The following is an 18,076-nucleotide window of genomic DNA, read 5'->3' on the forward strand; positions in this document are numbered from 1 at the left end:
AGCTGCTCTATTTCAGTTGGGCAATGTTATCAATTGTAGTTGACAGCAGGAAGGCCAGCCTGATATATTTCTTGCGATATTGATAATCATTATCATTATTGAGATAAGGGGATTTCCATAATACATAGGGGGCTAATATGTTGAAGAAAAAATCGTTTTTTATGCTGACTGCTTTGATGCTTGTATTGTCTGTATTCATTAGCGCTTGCACTGGAGGCAGTAATATTGACGAAAAGGCAACCTTCGGCCTGTATGAGCTGACAGACAAGAATGCACTTTGGATATTTGGAGATAATGCAGGCCGGGGTGGACAAGCTGTCTATAATGCGCTCAAGCTGAACATGCCGAAGAAAACGGCGAGCTCCAAGGAACAAACCATACAGCTTTCGATGGAGGTACTTCCGCAATATGATGCAGATTATATATTCCTGACGACCTATGATCCGGAGAAAAAGGGGGCTGCACTTAAGCAGCTGAAATCGTCTGCCGTGTGGGGGAATCTGCCTGCGGTGAAGAATAATAGGGTGTTCTTTAACGATTTTGATACCTATTATCGCTATGATCCGATCGCTATTACCGGACAGATTGATATGATCGTGGATATGCTGGTTGAAAGAGAGAAGGAGAATAAAGCTAAAAATAAGTAAACGATCTACCTGCATTCGTAAACACTTCACTACATGGCAGTAGCCGTGGATGGGGTGTTTTTTTGCTTGCAATCGGTTACATCATAAGATATACTCATTTTCAAAGCTTCCGAAACGTTTTGGAAGGCCGGCTAAGGAGCAGAATTATGACGACAATTAAAGATATCGCGCGTGTTGCCGGGGTCTCTGTCACCACCGTCTCCAGAGCTCTTAATGGGTACGATGATGTCAATGAAGCGACTCGCCGCAAAATTATGCAGGTGGCCAAGGATTTAAATTACAGCCCCAATATTCTGGCGAGAGGACTTGTCATGAATAAGTCCAAAACGATTGGACTGCTGGTATCCGGATTGAATCGGCAAAGTGCCAAGGACCATTTTACGTTTGAGGTTTTATCAGGAATTAACGAATGTGTGTCGGAAAAAGACTACGATCTGGTCCTGTTCAGTACCAACTCGACGAAGCAAAGAGAAAAAACGTACTCTCAACTGTGTCGGGAACGAAGAGTGGACGGGGTCATTTTATCGGGGATTAAGACGAATGATCCATATCTTCAGGAGGTGGTGGACAGCGATATTCCCTGCATACTGATCGATATTCCCATCCTGACCGATACAGTAGGCTATGTAACGACGGACAATGTGCTTGGCGCGAAAAAAGCAGTGGATCATCTGATTCGGCTTGGTCACCGTCATATTGGTATGATCAATGGTCATAATCTGGCTTTTGTCAGTGAGAGACGCCTGGAGGGATATAAGGAATCCCTGAACTCTGCAGGGTTAGCGTTCAATCCAGACTGGGTCGTCAATGGAGATTATAATGAAGACACCGCCAGAGAGGAAGCTGTTAAGCTGTTGACGCTTTATCCTGAAATTACGGCGATATTTTGCGCGAGTGATCTAATGGCATTGGGAGTTTTAAAAGCAGCGAAGCAGCTTGACCGAAACCTGCCTGAACAGTTGTCAGTTGCTGGATATGATGACATTCAGCTTGCGTCTTATGCAAGCCCGCCCTTGACAACCGTATCGCAGGATAAATTTCAGCTTGGCTATCAGGCAGCCACTATGCTGATTCAAATGCTGGAAGGCAGTGGACAGCCACATGCCCTGATCCTGGAGACACAGCTGATTGAAAGAGAATCGGCAATGAAACGCTAAAAACACAAAACCACAATATGTGGTTTTTCAATTACACTTTTTCCGAAACGTTTCGGATACAGGGAGGTTCTTATGGAATACAGAGTAATTAAAGAAAATGATCTGTTTTTATTAACCGATACGAAAGGGAATATTCCGGAGGATCACCCCTATGGATTGGGTTTGTACACGAAGGATACCCGTTTTCTTAGCAGGTTGGATCTGAAAATTAACGGGCAGGAACCCGTTTTGCTCTCCTCGGATGCAGCAGAAAATTACATGGCCACCATTTTGCTGACCAATGTGCAAACGGAAATCGACGGCAAGCTGGAGTTGTGGCGTGAATCGGTTGAAGTGAAAAGGACTCGTTATATTTATGACGGTGTGCTGTATGAGCGCATCCAGCTGACAAATTATTACCCGAAGCAGATTGCGTTTGAGCTGAGTGTACACATGGATGCCGATTTCGCAGATATGTTCGTTGTTCGTGGTTTTCAGACCGGTGAGCTGGGAAAAGGAACCGGAACGGAGGCTGCTGATCGGTCTCTAAGCTTTAGTTACCTGGGAGCCGATCAAGTCCGCCGAGCTACTTCTGTCACATGGGATCGGCAGGAACAATCCGTTCATGAAAACGGAGATGTTTTTTTCCGGGTCTCATTGAACCATGGGGAATCGGAAAATATCACGTTTACAGTGCAGCCTCAAATTGGTGAAGCATGCGTAACGGAGCCGATAAAGCCGGAGGATGCGCTAGAGCAGCTCAAGCACATCTATAAGGTATGGGACCAGCAAACGGCTAAAGTGCAGACAGATCATGAGCTGCTGCAACGGCTTGTAGATCGGGGCTTGAAGGATATGAAAGTGCTGCTGACGGATTTGGGCTATGGATCGTTTCCGGTCGCAGGACTTCCCTGGTTTGGAGTCCCTTTTGGCAGAGACAGTCTTATCGCATCCCTGCAAATGCTTCCCTTTAATGCGCAGATTGCCAAAGATACAATCCGAACGATGGCAGCATGGCAAGGGAAGGCCGTTGATCCTTGGCGTGACGAACAGCCAGGGAAAATTATGCACGAAATCAGATACGGTGAGCTGGCGAATACGAAGCAGATTCCGTTTACTCCTTACTATGGCACTGTTGATGCAACCCCGCTATTCCTGATGCTGATTGTAGAGTACGTCAGATGGACAGGGGATTTGGCTTTGGTACAGGAGCTGGAACCCAATATTATCGGGGCGCTGGAGTGGATCGACCGCTACGGAGACCGGGACGATGATTTATTTGTGGAGTATCATCAGGAATCAAGCAAAGGCATAGCCAATCAGGGCTGGAAGGATTCCGGTGATTCCATTGTTCACCGCAACGGAGAGTATGCCAACACACCGATTGCTTTAAGCGAGGTGCAGGGCTACGTCTTTCAGGCCAAAACGGGCATTGCTGACTTGTATGAGGCTCTTGGTCGCAATGAGGAATCCACAAGGCTCAGAGACGAGGCTCGGCGCCTGAAAAGCAAATTTGATGAGGCTTTTTGGATGGATGAGCATCAATATTATGCCATCGCTTTGGATGGAAGCAAGCATCAGGTGGGCACCATCACTTCCAACCCCGGACACTTGCTGTTATCGGGAATGCTGGACGAATCCAGAGCGGAAGCGGTAGCTGACATGCTGATATCACATAAAATGTTCTCCGGTTTCGGGATTCGGACGATGGGAGCAGGAGAAGCCGGGTACAATCCGATGAGCTACCATGATGGAAGCATTTGGCCGCACGATAACAGTATGATTATCCTTGGACTCAGCAAAACCGGTCGTCAGCAGCACGCGAATCAGGTGATGAAAGGGCTGGTTGATTCTGCCGGGCATTTTGAATATGAACGATTACCTGAGTTGTTCTGCGGTTATGACAGCTCAATCGGGAAGGCCGTCCCTTATCCGGTGGCTTGTTCTCCACAGGCATGGGCGGCGGGAACGCCTCTGGTATTTATCCAGTCCCTGCTTGGATTATTTCCGGACGGAGTTGGAAAGGAAATCCATCTCTCGCCTGTCTTGCTTGACGGGATGAATGAGCTGACGGTTTCCAATATAGCCATCGGCAGCGGAATACTGTCCATCCGTGTAGAAAGAAGTGGAGAGAGTGATATTTCCTGGTCCGTGTTGGAGAATACGACGGGATATAGAGTTATTGCTGACTAAGCCAACAGAACGGAAGGGGAAAACGAGGATGAAAGCGATCAGATGGTTCATAATTGTGGCGGTGTTGACCGCCTTGATTGCCAGTCTGCTGACTGGCTGTGGCAGCGGGCAGAACCAGGATACAGGCGATAAGGTCGAGATCACTTTTGCAGGCTGGGGCTCTACTCCGGAAGAGACCAGGCTGCTAGATCAAGTGCTGGCTGATTTTGAGCAAAGCCATCCGAATATCAAGGTAAAACGCGAAGTGATCGCTGATCAGTATATGGATGTGATCAAGACACGTCTAATTGGCGGCAAGGGCCCAGATGTATTTTATTTGGACGCTATTGAAGCACCGGGTCTGATTGAAACGGGAGCTTTAGAACCGCTTAATGCCTATGTTTCCCCTGATTTTGATGTGGAGGATTTTGAAAAACCACTGATACATGCATTCCAAAAAGATGAAAAGATATATGGTTTTCCAAAGGGGTATTCCACGCTTGCACTTTTTTACAACAAAAAAATGCTTAAAGAAGCGGGTGTGGAGGTTCCAAAAACATGGGATGAGCTGCGGGCAGCCTCTCGGAAATTAACGAAGGGCAATAAAGTGTATGGTTTCGGGCAAAACCCGGAACTGGCACGAACCTTTTTTATTGCTCAGTCGGCAGGTGGACAGGTGGTTAAGCAAGGCAGAGCCAACTTCACTGCACCCCAAGTGTTGAATGCCCTTCAGCCTTATGTGGATCAGCATTTGATCGACAAAACGGCAGCGCAGCCCAGCGATGTTGGTGCCAGTTGGACCGGTGTAGATGTTCGGTCAAGGAAAAGCGGCTATGGTGCTGGAAGGGAACTGGTCGATTCCATTTTTGAAAAATACATTCCCCAATATTGATTTCGGAACGGCGGAGGTGCCGACGATTCATAATAAAAAAGGAACGATGGCTTTTACGGTGGGGTATGTGATGAATGCCGCTTCACCCCAAAAACAAGCTTCTTGGGAGCTGATATCCTATTTGACTGGCAAGCAGGGGATGAAAACCTGGACGAGTAAAGGCTTCGAGCTTCCGACTCGCCAATCCGTCGCCAAGGAATTGGGGTACGATAAAGATCCGATACTCGGCCCACTTGTTGCAGGCGCCCCTTATGCGACTGTTTGGTCGGCAGGCCCTACACTTCCAACCATATTTAATAACTTCAACAATCAATTTGTAAGCGCTTATATCGGTGAGAGACCGTTAAAGGAGGCGTTTCAGGAGGCACAAGATCAAGCCAATGGGGAAATTCAATTCCAGCTCTATGATTAAAACAGTGACGGAGGGTTCAACATGAAGCGGAGTCTTTCCAGACGGAAATTTAAAGAAGCGGCTCAAGGGTATTTGTTTTTGCTGCCGACCTTGTTCGTACTGCTTTTTTCATTATTGGTCCGATTTTCTATGCCATCTATCTTGCATTTCATAAAGTTCAACTGCTTGGCGTTGCCAGTTCAGAGTTCGCTGGTCTGCGAAATTTCACCCGTATCACGGTTGATAATCGCGCCCATATAGCCATCTGGAATACATTAAAATATGTTGTTGTGGTTGTTCCGATTCAAACGATTCTGGCGATGGTTCTGGCCGCTGTTCTCAATGCGGGCTTGAAAGGACAAAAAATATTCCGGGTCATTTATTTTCTTCCCACGCTTACGTCATCTGCTGTGCTTACCCTTATTTTTATGTGGATGTTCAATCAAAACGGGCTAATTAATGAGCTGTTGAGTGCAGTCGGTTTGCCAATATATAACTGGCTGGGTGATCCGAGAGTGGCCCTGCATTCTATTATGGGAATGAATATTTGGTCGACGGCTCCCTTTTTTATGGTTATTTACTTGGCCGCGCTGCAGGATATTCCAAACTCCTTATATGAGGCTGCCGAGCTGGATGGGGCGAACGCCTTCCAGAAATTTTGGAGCGTTACGATGCCCAGCTTGAGACCTGTGACCTCTTTTGTCGTCATTATGGGATTAATCGGAACATTTCAACTGTTCGACCAATCCTATATTTTCTCGGCGGGATCAGGAGGTCCGAACAACTCGACGCTTACGGTCGTATTGCTGGTGTATCAATATGCCTTTAAAAACCTGGGCACGATGGGGTACGCCGCTGCGCTGGCGATGACATTGGCGGTGATTATTTTAATCGCAACGCTAATCCAGCGCAGGTTTTCCAAGGAAGAGTCTTTGAACTAGGGAGGGAGCATCATGGACCGTCGAATAGGCATCGGGGAAATTCTATTGTATTTGATTCTTATCGGTTACGCGGCTGTTACGATAGTTCCATTTTTATGGGCGTTGTCATCGTCATTCAAGCCGCTGGAAGAAATCGTGAACGGAAAAATCAGCTTTATTCCCAAGGTATTTACCTTCGACAACTACAATATGATATTTACTCAGCAACCTTTATTTGGTCGATGGCTGTTGAACAGCCTGGGGATTGGAATTGTCACTACGGCGCTCAATCTGCTGTTTAATTCTATGGCAGGCTATGCACTTGCCCGGTTGGATTTTCCGGGGAAAAAGCTGCTGTTCGTCATTATCCTGGGTGTACTGATGATCCCGGCCCAGGTTACGATGATTCCGAATTTCCTGATTTTGAAAGGCTTTGGCTGGCTGGATACGTATCAGGGGATGATCATTCCCTCTATGCTCAGCGCGACATATATTTTTATGATGCGCCAGTTTTTTATCAGCTTTCCGAAAGAACTGGAAGAGGCAGCTGAGATTGATGGCTTAGGACGGTTTGGTGCTTTTTTTCGCATCGTTCTTCCGTTGGCCCGTCCGGCACTGGCAGCACAGATTATTTTTGTGTTCATGGCGTCGTGGAATGATTTTATGAAACCGTTGATTGTGATGTCCAGCCCGGAAATGTTTACGTTGCCGCTTGGATTAAATACGTTCAAGGGGCAATATATCAGCTATTGGAATTACATTATGGCGGCTTCCATGATATGTACGCTACCGATCCTCGTTATTTATGCATTCTTTAATCGTTACTTTATCAAGGGAATCACGTTTACGGGCGGTAAATAACGAAAAGAGGGATATCGTACCCATACAGGGCAGATATCCCTTTTTTGATGATCCAAGAGGCTATCGAGATCTACGTAAAAGAACGAGTAGGATCAATAAAGGGGGCGGTCCTACAGGTTAATGTTCTTATTTTGTCGTGGTGACGGTCGTGATGGTTATAGTACCTTCCTTTTGTATCCAATCTACCTTGGCCCCTAACGTCTCGCTGATTAATCGCAGAGGAAGATAGGCAATACCGTTCACCGTGAAAGGAGGGATGGTAAGCTCGACAGGTCTACCGTTCACTGTTGTTTGGCTGGTTTTGAGATTCAATTGTAGAGAGACAGGATTAGCTCCAGTCTTGGACTGAATAATGTTCGCTACTTTATTGTTGGAGTCAAAGGTGACTTCGGCCCCCAGCTTGTCAAAAACAGAACGGAGAGGAATAAACGCCTGCCCGTTTCTAGTAATCACACCGTTACTCAGGGGAACAGGTATACCGTTAAGACGGACGAGAATCGGCTTTTGTACAGGAACTGGCGTACTATAAAGAAACTCATAATCCCCTATACCAAGCTGTGCATGCTTGTTGACCCCCCAGCCCCACAGGGTGCCGTCCGTTTTTTGCATGATTACATGTCTTGGGCCTGCTTTGATGCTTTGAATATGTTGAGCCAGTAATGTAAAGTGGGCATTCGGCAATAATTTTTCTCCGTCCAAGGACGCTGCATAAACATTTCCCTCTGTGGTCAGTGCAAGAATGGAACGCTCAACGATGAAGGCGTCTTTAACATTCTTTACACCCGTCAACAGTACAGGAGTATTTTCGTTATGATAGGTTGTAGCATCCGAGGAGCCTGTGACTGTAGCACCCCAGAACCACAGCCGGCCTTGCCGATCCATCGCAAGATAGGTACGACCATTGGATTTAATCGCCTGGATTCCTGTTAGGGATTGAATCTGCGCAGCAGATATAGTATCGGATAAGGTGGCATTTGTATCAAATTCCTTGGGCCATGTCCATACGGTACCGTCTTTTTTTAAGGCTATATTTTTCGCGATTGCCGTAATATCCTTTAAGGAGGAAACAGGTTTAAAACCCTGCAAGCCTTTTGTGTTTTTCCACACACTGCCGTCCTTTTTCAAGAAGATCCAGCCTTCCTCATATTCCGGTCTTTCTTCATAATAGCTGTCTATATCTGCAACCCCGTCGACGCCGGATAGAGGTTGAAAAGGACCCAAGATGTCGTCATTGTTGAGTCGATCAGCGAAATATATGCTGCCTTCGGTGCTCAGGGCAAGCACATGATTTAAACCACTTACAGCTGCGAGGTTCTGTAGTCCTTCCAGAGGAATGAATTTCACGGATTCAGAAATGTTGTCTCTGGGTACATACCAAGCGGAATGATCTTGTAAGGTAAATACCAGGTCGCCTTCGTTGATGATATTAGAAAATGTTTTTACAACGTCCGGCTTATCTTCTACGCGAGTAGGAACAGATTGATTATAGCCCCACAACCATAAGCTTCCATCGGATTGAATCAGACTCCCGGAATCATAAGAACGAATACGGGAAGTAGACTCCTTTTCGGCCGCCCATGCATTAGAGCTGAATAATAATAACGCGATCATACTGAGTAATAGAGTCCGTCTTTTCATTCGCCTTTCCTCATTTCTTCATAAATGATATAAGATAAAAATAATTTCTTGGGAAATATACCCGTATCAATAGACGTTGAATATTTAGAAAGGTTTTCCACAAATTGATAAATTCCAATAAAATAGCCTCCAAACCCACGATTATAAACGGGTTTGGAGGCTATTTTTTGAGCATGGGAGCAGGGATAACTTGGGACGGTTCTTCCAATGGATTAGCCCGTTATTCGGCTGCGCACGATCATTAGGGTTTGTTCTTTGATTTGTGCAATTTCACGCATGAGTGCAGCTGTTTTGGCTTCATAGGATTGTTTGACATCCAAGTCCTTTAGTGAGGCAAGGTTAATGTCAACGGTAAGCAGGGCGGATTGAGCAGCAGCTTCAAACAGGATTGCACCTATGCCAAGATCAGAAATGACATTTTTATTGGACGCCTCCACAATACGGTAGGCATGAGACAATCCATCCCGGCTTACTTCCAGCAAGCGCATGGGTACCTCAATGGCAGCGATCACTGCGGTCTGTAGAGAATGGGTACGATAACGCTTCTCTTCGTCTGTTTCTTTGGGTAGCTTTAGCGCCGTCATGTACTGTTCAAAGGAGCGGATGTCTGCAGCCATCAGTTCCTCACAGCGTGAAGTCAGGTTTTCCATGCTACGAATCACTTCAGTGATTGGCTCGTGGATGTGTGCGAATTTTTCTCCTTGTGAAAGGTTGGCGGTCATGGAGGTCATAGCGGCCCCCAGTGCCGCAGCCAATGCGGATATACTTCCTCCGCCGGGTGTAGGAGCTGCGCTTCCAGCCTCTTTCAGAAAATGTCCGATGGAATCCTTCCACGACAGTTCACTCATGAATAAACCACCTCTCGGGAGTATTGTTGCAGATCAATCGCTTTGAGCAGATTTTTATACAAGATTGCCGTCGTTAATGTACCGACACCGCCGGGCACGGGAGAAATCGCATGCACCTTTTCCCCAACGTCTAAAGCGGCATCCCCCACTATTTTCCCCTCCAGCGTCTCATTAATTCCCGCATCTACCAAAATAAGACCGGGATGCACCATATCCTGAGTAATGACATCAGGGCATCCGACTGCGACGAAGGCAATGTCTGCATGACTCAAATGCTCTGCAATATCGCGTGTGCCCGCATGACAGGCCGTGACGGTAGCATTTTCTCTTTGCAGCATGTGAAAAAGGGGGAGTCCCACAGTCTGGCCGATGCCGACAAGCGTGACATTTTTGCCTGCCAAGGTGTGACCGTAATGCTTGAGCAGTTCAATACAGGCTTGAGGTGTAGCAGGATACAGTCCAGCCTCGCCTGTGACAGTAGCCAGCTTATTGCCCGGGGTAATTCCATCAATATCCTTGTACGGGGCGATGGACTGTTTAATGACGGATGCGGATAGATGCCGGGGAAGGGGCAATTCCAGCATAATGCCGTGTACATGAGAAGCTTCATTCAGGCTGTCGATCAGGTGAAGGAGCTCGGCTTCTCTAACATGGCGGTCAAAGGTATGAAGATGAAAGGAGATGCCCAGCTTCTCCGCTATTTTTTGCTTGGTTCGGGCGTAGTAGGCAGAGGCGGGATCACCTTCTACCAATAGGGTTGCCAGATGGGGACGATGTCCTTGCTGTTTTAACTGTTCCACCTGGGAACGAATCGTCGCATACACTTGCTCGGCTGCTTCTTTGGATTTCATAATAATAGCCATAGCTCAAGCCTCCTCTGAATTTATCGCGCTAATGATGGAATCAACAGGGTGTCAGGGTCTTGTAAACGCAAAAAAGTATTTGCACAAGGTCGTCAAGACAGACGAATCCTCTGCAAATACTTCTCCCAGGCGAACGGCACGCTTTTGTTTGTATGCTCCCTCGTGGTTTATTCCACTGACTTCGCCAGTCACATACAGCGTTATTTACTTTATATATTAACAAATATTCTCCCGGAAATAAACCCGTGAACCATTGGCAAATAGCTGTACTGATTTAATGATATGACAAATGTCATACTCTCGAACTGACGTTTATGACTACAGCGGTGAGAGGCTGTTCCTTATACTGAGGTTAGATCTACATGCACGTCTGACGAGATCAAGGTACAGGCGTCATTTTAAAGGAGGATCAACATTAAGTATGGCACAACTTCCATTAGCACAATTGAAAAAAAATATGGCTCCTTACGAAAAAATAAACACCAAATCCAGCGTTCTGCAGCTTATTAACACTTTGGGCCCGCTGATCTTGCTATGGTATGCGGCTTATCTCAGTCTGTCGGTATCCTATTGGCTGACGCTTCCGATTGCCGTTATTGCCTCGGGGTTTGTGGTAAGGACATTCATTATTTTTCATGATTGTGGTCATCAGTCCTTCTTCAAAAGTCGCAAGCTGAATGACATTGTAGGAACGATTACAGGTATCATTACGCTCTGTCCGTATCATCAATGGAAAAATAGTCATGCCGTCCACCATGCAACCAGCAGTAATCTCGACAAAAGAGGTACAGGTGATATGTGGGTACTTACGGTAGAAGAGTACGCACAGGCTTCTATATGGACACGGCTGGCTTATCGCATATACCGGAATCCTTGGGTTATGTTCGGATTAGGTCCGATCTATACTTTTTTGCTTACCTATCGGTTTAACGTCAAAACAGCGAAGCGCAAGGAAAAAATAAACACTTATGTTACAAATATATCTATCGTTGCCTTATATGCATTGTTGTGTTGGGCTATCGGCTGGCAGTCGTTTCTTCTGATACAGGTGCCTATCTTTTTTGTTTCAGGCATGCTGGGAATCTGGCTGTTTTATGTGCAGCATCAGTTTGAGGATTCATATTTTGAGCATGATGAAGAGTGGAGCTATATCAATGCAGCTGTAGAGGGCAGCTCTTACTACAAGCTTCCTAAAGTATTGCAATGGATTACGGGGAATATCGGTTTTCATCATGTCCATCACTTGAGTCCAAAAGTGCCGAATTATAATCTGGAGAAGGCACATGAAGCGACACCATTGCTGCAAAAAGCAACCACCATCACTATGAGCAGCAGTCTGCAATCTTTGAAGTTCCGGCTTTGGGATGAAAGCACAAAAACCTTTTTGACCTTTAAACAAGTGAAGCCGCTGCTGGGCAAACGTGTTACCGTTACCAAACCCATTCCTGCACCTGTTGTGAGCACAGAAAGAAAATGAATTGTACGCATTTCGATATGATAAGATAAGGGATAAAAGCAAGGTGAAGGAGAGAAGGGTGAGCAGGATGCAAAAATGGTATCAGATTTTCCAAAAAAATACGGGACTTAGCCCTTATGTGTGGGTTGTCTTTTATATCCTGCCCTTTTATTACTTCAGCTCCTCCTCGACAAGTCATATTATCCTGGGCACGGCGATTATTTTAGTGTTTTTTGCTTGTTATGTACTGGCTTTTGTCTCGAAAGGCTGGCTCATATACTTCTGGACCAGTGTACAGATTGTTATATCAATTACCATGACGCTGCTGTTCAGCTATATGTATTTTTCCATATTTATTGCTTATCTGATCGGTAATATTAAAAGTAAAGCCGCATTCACAACACTGTATATTCTCCTGATGGTTATTACCATTGGACTGATCAATTATGGTTTTGTTTCTGAAAATCCTGTTTTTATTAAACAGATTCCTTTTATTTTGCTCAATCTGATTGGTGTGATTCTCCTTCCGATCACGAATTTTAATCGTAACAAAAGTGATCGGCTTCAGGTACAATTAGAGGATGCCAATAAGAAAATATCGGAACTGATTAAGCTGGAGGAGCGCCAGAGAATTGCACGTGATCTGCACGATACCTTGGGTCAGAAGCTGTCACTCATCGGGCTGAAAAGCGATTTGGCGGGCAAACTGATGGATCAGCACCCGGAGCGGGCTCGTGTTGAAATTAACGATGTTCGGCTTACGGCGAGAAGCGCGTTAAAAGAAGTACGGGAAATGGTGACTCAAATGCGCGGCATGCGATTAGAGGATGAGTTACTGCGCATTCGGCAGATTTTAAAGGCTGCCCATATTGAATTGACCCTGGAGGGCGACCCGAAGCTGAAGCATACGTCGTTAATGAACGAAAATGTGCTTAGTATGTGCATGAAGGAGGCGGTAACCAATGTGGTTAAGCACAGTGGAGCTACCGCTTGTTCTATCACCATTGAGCCGTCTCGGAAGGAATTGACCCTTCGGATTCAGGATAACGGGACAGGCGTTATAGGGGAAAATGCAGTTTTTCGAGGTCATGGCCTGCGAGGAATAAAGGAAAGACTCGAATTTGTGAACGGATGTATGGAGCTGCATTCAGATCAGGGAACAACTCTGGTCATTAAAGTGCCGAATATCACTGAAAGGCCGAACGAGGAGGTGGGGCCATGATACGAATTGTCATTGCAGAAGACCAGCGTATGCTGCTGGGCGCTCTTGCTTCGCTGCTGGACTTGGAAGAGGATATGAAAGTAGTTGGAAAAGCGAGTAATGGAGAAGAGGCTGTAGAGCTGGTCAAGCTGCATCAGCCGGATATATGCATCATGGACATCGAAATGCCGATAAAGAGTGGACTGGACGCGGCTGATGAACTCAAGGGCTTGAACTGCAAAGTGATGATTTTGACCACATTTGCTCGCCCCGGGTATTTTGAACGGGCCATCAAGGCAGGTACCCACGGCTATTTGCTCAAGGATAGTCCCAGTGAAGAGCTGGCTTCCTCCATTCGCAGCATTTTAGCAGGTCGTCGCATTTATGCCCCGGAACTGGTCGATGATGCTTATGCCGAGGTCAACCCGCTGACTGAGCGTGAGAAGACTGTATTGGCGCTCATTGCTGACGGGAAGAACACAAAGGAGATTGCTGGTGAACTGTATTTAACGACAGGGACGGTACGTAATTACATCTCAGTCATTCTCGATAAGCTGGGTGTCAGCAATCGAATTGAGGCGATTAGACGTTTTAATGAAAAAGGCTGGTTTAAATGAGTGACCAGCAGAAATATCTAAGCAGAAACAGAGACGGCTATGAAGCAAGATATGGCAGCTCTGTTTTTTTGTTTTATCCATAGATTTGATATGCGGTTAGCACACTTCCTTGTGATACAATAGGATAGTTGTCCACAGGATGGACTGGAGTACAAGGAGGAATGGAACGCATGAAACATGCCCCTTTTATAGCTGTTGAAGGGCCTATCGGAGCAGGTAAAACGACGTTGGCTTCGATGCTTTCAACCGAGCTGCATATACCGATTATTAAAGAAATTGTCGAGGAAAATCCGTTTCTCGATAAATTTTATCAGAATATAGATGAATGGAGCTTTCAACTGGAAATGTTCTTTCTCTGCAACCGGTACAAGCAACTGGAGGACACCGGTCTGCAATATCTGGAGAAAGCTCAGCCTGTTATTTCTGACTATCATATCTACAAGAATCTGATTTTTGCTGAACGTACGCTTAAAGGTATAAAGCGAGACAAATACCGTCAAATCTATCATCTGCTGACAGATGACATGCCTAAGCCGGACATCATTATCTATATTAGAGCCGACTTGGATACTTTGCTGGGCAGGATTCGTAAGCGGGCCCGCTCCTTTGAACAGGAGATGGACCCTGCCTATCTGGAGCAATTAATTACGGATTATGATAAAGGCATTCAGTTTCTTGCTGAGCAGTCCCCTTCGCCCCGTATATTGACCATAGATGGGAATGAGATTGATTTTGTAGAAAACCAGGCACAGTTCGAACAAATTGTTTCCGATATAAAGGAGCTTATTCAATGAGTAATTACAATATCCCCGCGAATGCCCTGATTACGGTAGCGGGCACGGTAGGTGTGGGGAAATCCACGCTAACGGCTGCTTTGGCTGAACGCCTGGGCTTTAAAACCTCTTTGGAGCAGGTTGATCATAATCCGTATCTGGAAAAGTTTTATCATGATTTTGAAAGATGGAGCTTCCATCTGCAAATTTATTTTCTCGCTGAGCGCTTCAAAGAGCAAAAAAATATTTTCTTATCCGGTGGAGGCTTTGTGCAGGATCGTTCCATTTATGAGGACACAGGCATTTTTGCGAAAATGCATGCCGACCAGGGAACAATGAGCCCTACGGATTATGAAACTTACACTAGCTTGTTTGAGGCGATGGTAATGACACCGTTTTTCCCGCACCCTGATGTGCTGATCTACCTGGAAGGCAGCCTGCCATCCATACTGAGTCGGATTGAGGAACGCGGTCGCGAGATGGAGATCCGGACCGAGAGAGCCTATTGGGAGCAAATGCATCGCCGATATTCCAATTGGATTAACGAGTTTGATGCCTGCCCTGTCCTGCGTCTGAACATTGATGAATATGATGTACATGACCCGGCTTCCATGGATGCCATTTTGACAGAAGTAGGCAAGGTCATTTCCAAAAAATAAAGGTATAAAACCAGCAAAAAACATACAAAGACTGTGGTACAATCAGAAATAAATGGATCTGATAACTACAGTCTTTTTTGTCGAATAAAAGTTGTTGAAGAACAAGATAACCCTACGATATAGTGGACAAGCCTAGGCTAGAATGCGAGAATGGATACATATATTCAAATGAGAATGACTCACGGGAAGGATGGGATATAGTGATGCGTTTTGGTATTGTTGGAACCAACTGGATAACCGAGAGGTTTATTCAAGCCGGGGTAGAGACGGACGAATTTTCCCTGACCGCGGTGTATTCACGATCGGAGGATAAGGGCAAAGCTTTTGCTGCCAAATATAACAGCCAACCAGAGGTTTTTACAGACCTGGCCCAAATGGCTGCAAGCGATCAGGTGGATGCCGTCTATATTGCCAGTCCCAATTCCTTGCATGCGGAGCAGGCGATTTTGTGTATGAATCACGGAAAGCATGTGCTCTGTGAGAAGCCGTTTGCTTCGAATTCAACGGAGGTTCGGAGCATGATCGAAGCCGCACGCAACAACAATGTTCTGTTGATGGAGGCTGTTAAATCCACGCTTATGCCCAACTTTAAAATCATAAAGGAGCATATGTATAAAATAGGCCGGGTTCGGCGTTATTTTGCAAGCTATTGTCAATACTCCTCACGCTTTGATGCTTTTAAGCAAGGCAAGGTGTTGAATGCCTTCAATCCGGCTTTTTCCAATGGTTCCTTGATGGATTTGGGTGTGTATTGCTTATATCCCATGGTGGTATTATTCGGCAAACCGGAGGAGGTTCGTGCAGTTGGTGTACTCTTGTCCTCTGGTGTCGATGGTGAGGGTAGTATTGCGATGCGGTATCCTGATATGGATGCGGTCGTTATGTATTCCAAAATTTCCGATTCCTATCTGCCTGCTGAAATTCAAGGTGAGAACGGAACGATGGTGATCGACAAAATCAGTCAGCCCTATGAGGTGAAAATCCATTATCGGGACGGTACCATTGAGGATTTGACGAAAGCTCAGACACATGAGCCGATGTATTATGAAATTCAGGAGTTTATTGATCTGATCAAAATGGGAGAGCGCAACAGTTCCATTAACTCCTTGGAATGTTCACTTGCAGTCGCTGAGGTGATGGAGGATGCAAGACAACAGATCGGACTTCATTATGAAGCGGATTTGAAAAATACGTCTACACATTAGTCTATTGAATTTTTGCATTTAAAAAGGATATCCTGCGGCCTCGTTGGCTGTGAGGATATCCTTTTCACTTTTTTACAGGGATGTCCGCCGATGTGCCTGTAAAACTTACGACCTGCTCAGAGATTGGTAAAACGTTCGCAAATTGTTCCTTAAAATCGCACTTGATCCAGAGTAAGCCAACAAACCGGGTCCAATCATCTGCATGCTTATTCAGAATGCGCTATACTATGAATTATTGTATATGTTCGATTTGAAACTGTAATCTGGGAGTGAGATAGATATGGAAAAAATAGTAAAGGTGAAAGATGTACTGATCGGGGAAGGAGCACCTAAAATCTGTGTTCCAATGGTGGGAGAAACGCTGGAGCAACTGAAGGAAGAGGCTGCTTATTTACGCACACTAGATCTCGATATCGTAGAGTGGAGAGTCGATTTTTTTGAGCATGTGGAGGACTTGGAGCAAGTAAAGGCTGCCTTGAAGGAAATTCGGACCATGTTAGGGAATATTCCACTCGTCTTTACATTTCGCAGTGCTCGGGAAGGCGGGGAAAAAGAGATCAGTGCGGCGAGTTATGTAGAGTTGAACCGCACGGTGGTCGAGACGGGACAAGTAGATATCATTGATGTCGAGCTTTTTAACGAGGAAGCCGATGTGAAGACACTGGTGGAAGCTGCGCATCAGCATAAAGTGTATGTGATTATATCCAACCATGATTTCCAGAAGACGCCACCGAAGGAGGAAATCGTATCCCGGTTGCGAAAGGCGCAGGAATTGGGTGGCGATCTGCCTAAAATAGCGGTTATGCCTACCAATACAGCCGATGTGCTGACCTTGCTGGATGCAACGCGTACGATGGCGGAGGAGCATGCGGATCGGCCTATCATTACAATGTCGATGGCGGGGAAAGGTGTCGTGAGCCGTCTGACCGGAGAACTGTTTGGTTCGGCTCTGACCTTTGGGGCGGCCAAGAAAGCTTCTGCGCCGGGGCAGATTCCTGTCACCGAATTGAGAGAGATTTTGACGGTACTACATCACCACTCTTAAATGATGCATGGCATTACAGTCTATAAGCTGTCATCCACAGTAAACAAAAAAGGAAGGCCCTCACGCAATGCATGGTTGGGTCTTCCTTTTTTTTGTAGTTCTTAATTCTAATTCAATCCCCGAGTAGGCTGATACAGCTCCCAACCCAGATTCAGAGTTTGGATAATATAGTCTGCGACTTCTTCCGCATCCAGCTGATCTGTATCAATCTTGGAGTGATTTACCGCATAAATATTCTGTCTGGAACGGAAAAGATCTTCAATTTCGGCCAACGTCTTGTTTTGCAAATTTGGGCGGGTGTCAATCAGCATCTTAAGCCGATCTTTCCAGGAATTCCAATTCAAATCCAGGAAGAAAACAATAGATGAAGCCAAGCAAGCCTGCTTCACCTCTTCCTGTAAAAATGCACCCCCACCCACGGAAATGATTTTCAGACGGGTATTGCGGCATAACTTCAGAATATGCTCTTTTTCAATTTCGCGGAACCGTTGTTCCCCGTATGTTTTGAAAATCTCTGTCGTTGGCATGTTGTACTCTTGTTCAATTTCCTGGTCAATATCCACGAAATCCCGGTACAGCTTGCGCGCAAGATGGGAACCTATCGTTGTTTTGCCTACGCCCATAAAGCCAATGAGCACAATATTTTGTTCTCTTAATGGAATCTCTCTATTGTTTTGCACCATAACCACTCTTTTCTCACCAGTAATGTTGAGATGTAACGCTTCAAAGCACTAAATACATTATACGTTCAT

Annotated in this window: 14 protein-coding genes, 3 pseudogenes and 1 riboswitch; of the genes and pseudogenes, 13 read left to right on the forward strand and 4 right to left on the reverse strand. The window is 45.8% G+C overall.

From position 1 onward, the window contains the following. Nucleotides 1-224: 224 nt before the first annotated feature. From L693_RS0124150 to L693_RS0124175, 6 genes and pseudogenes are all read left to right on the forward strand, one after another. Nucleotides 225-647, forward strand: a pseudogene (locus L693_RS0124150) (ABC transporter substrate-binding protein); the annotation flags it as partial. A gap of 146 nt (nt 648-793) precedes the next feature. Further along, a complete protein-coding gene (locus tag L693_RS0124155) occupies nt 794-1,804 on the forward strand; it encodes a LacI family DNA-binding transcriptional regulator (protein ID WP_025720687.1) in 1,011 nt (336 codons plus the stop codon). 72 nt (nt 1,805-1,876) lie between these two features. Then, nucleotides 1,877-3,976 (forward strand): amylo-alpha-1,6-glucosidase, encoded by a 2,100-nt coding sequence (locus tag L693_RS0124160; protein ID WP_025720689.1) that lies wholly within the window; start codon nt 1,877-1,879, stop codon nt 3,974-3,976. Between the two features lie 28 nt (nt 3,977-4,004). Beyond that, a pseudogene (locus L693_RS0124165) lies at nt 4,005-5,259 on the forward strand (ABC transporter substrate-binding protein). A 21-nt stretch (nt 5,260-5,280) separates the two neighbouring features. Next, nucleotides 5,281-6,179: pseudogene (locus L693_RS0124170) on the forward strand (carbohydrate ABC transporter permease). Between the two features lie 12 nt (nt 6,180-6,191). Next, complete coding sequence (locus L693_RS0124175; RefSeq protein ID WP_025720691.1) at nt 6,192-7,019, forward strand: carbohydrate ABC transporter permease; 828 nt, start codon at nt 6,192-6,194, stop codon at nt 7,017-7,019. A 126-nt stretch (nt 7,020-7,145) separates the two neighbouring features. Here the strand turns inward: L693_RS0124175 and L693_RS0124180 are convergent, their stop codons facing one another. The 3 genes from L693_RS0124180 to L693_RS0124190 all read right to left on the reverse strand — a co-directional run bounded on the left by L693_RS0124180 (nt 7,146) and on the right by L693_RS0124190 (nt 10,368). Further along, complete coding sequence (locus tag L693_RS0124180) at nt 7,146-8,657, reverse strand: stalk domain-containing protein (protein ID WP_025720693.1); 1,512 nt, start codon at nt 8,655-8,657, stop codon at nt 7,146-7,148. A 212-nt stretch (nt 8,658-8,869) separates the two neighbouring features. Continuing rightward, nucleotides 8,870-9,505 (reverse strand): cyclodeaminase/cyclohydrolase family protein, encoded by a 636-nt coding sequence (locus L693_RS0124185; RefSeq protein WP_025720696.1) that lies wholly within the window; start codon nt 9,503-9,505, stop codon nt 8,870-8,872. After that, entirely contained in the window at nt 9,502-10,368 is an 867-nt protein-coding gene (locus L693_RS0124190; RefSeq protein WP_025720698.1) for a bifunctional 5,10-methylenetetrahydrofolate dehydrogenase/5,10-methenyltetrahydrofolate cyclohydrolase, read from the reverse strand. Before L693_RS0124190 ends, L693_RS0124185 begins: the two co-directional genes overlap by 4 nt. Before the next feature lie 116 nt (nt 10,369-10,484). Next, a riboswitch (ZMP/ZTP riboswitch) is annotated at nt 10,485-10,570 on the reverse strand. A gap of 219 nt (nt 10,571-10,789) precedes the next feature. On the opposite strand from L693_RS0124190, the gene L693_RS0124195 reads away from it, so the two are divergent. The 7 genes from L693_RS0124195 to aroD all read left to right on the forward strand — a co-directional run bounded on the left by L693_RS0124195 (nt 10,790) and on the right by aroD (nt 17,324). Continuing rightward, a complete protein-coding gene (locus L693_RS0124195) occupies nt 10,790-11,845 on the forward strand; it encodes a fatty acid desaturase (RefSeq protein ID WP_025720700.1) in 1,056 nt (351 codons plus the stop codon). 67 nt (nt 11,846-11,912) lie between these two features. Next, the gene (locus L693_RS0124200) at nt 11,913-13,046 is read left to right on the forward strand and encodes a sensor histidine kinase (protein ID WP_025720702.1); all 1,134 of its coding nucleotides are present in this window, start codon (nt 11,913-11,915) and stop codon (nt 13,044-13,046) included. After that, nucleotides 13,043-13,642, forward strand: a complete 600-nt coding sequence (locus L693_RS0124205) for a response regulator transcription factor (protein WP_025720703.1) — start codon at nt 13,043-13,045, stop codon at nt 13,640-13,642. Before L693_RS0124200 ends, L693_RS0124205 begins: the two co-directional genes overlap by 4 nt. A gap of 170 nt (nt 13,643-13,812) precedes the next feature. Further along, nucleotides 13,813-14,436 carry a deoxynucleoside kinase gene (locus L693_RS0124210; RefSeq protein WP_025720705.1) on the forward strand — a complete coding sequence of 208 codons (624 nt, stop codon included), beginning with the start codon at nt 13,813-13,815 and terminating at the stop codon, nt 14,434-14,436. Beyond that, nucleotides 14,433-15,074: a deoxynucleoside kinase gene (locus L693_RS0124215; protein ID WP_025720707.1), complete on the forward strand. Its 642-nt coding sequence runs from the start codon at nt 14,433-14,435 to the stop codon at nt 15,072-15,074. The genes L693_RS0124210 and L693_RS0124215 overlap by 4 nt, the downstream gene beginning before the upstream one ends. Before the next feature lie 203 nt (nt 15,075-15,277). Then, nucleotides 15,278-16,279, forward strand: coding sequence for a Gfo/Idh/MocA family protein (locus L693_RS0124220; RefSeq protein WP_025720709.1), 1,002 nt, complete (start codon nt 15,278-15,280; stop codon nt 16,277-16,279). A 280-nt stretch (nt 16,280-16,559) separates the two neighbouring features. Then, nucleotides 16,560-17,324, forward strand: coding sequence for a type I 3-dehydroquinate dehydratase (aroD, locus tag L693_RS0124225; RefSeq protein ID WP_025720711.1), 765 nt, complete (start codon nt 16,560-16,562; stop codon nt 17,322-17,324). A 107-nt stretch (nt 17,325-17,431) separates the two neighbouring features. Here aroD and L693_RS0124230 read toward each other — a convergent pair whose 3' ends face one another. After that, nucleotides 17,432-18,004: a shikimate kinase gene (locus L693_RS0124230; protein ID WP_025720713.1), complete on the reverse strand. Its 573-nt coding sequence runs from the start codon at nt 18,002-18,004 to the stop codon at nt 17,432-17,434. Nucleotides 18,005-18,076: the final 72 nt, after the last annotated feature.

Origin of the sequence: Paenibacillus sp. 1-18 (assembly GCF_000520755.1) — a bacterium.
In the GTDB taxonomy this organism is placed as follows: domain Bacteria; phylum Bacillota; class Bacilli; order Paenibacillales; family Paenibacillaceae; genus Paenibacillus; species Paenibacillus brasilensis.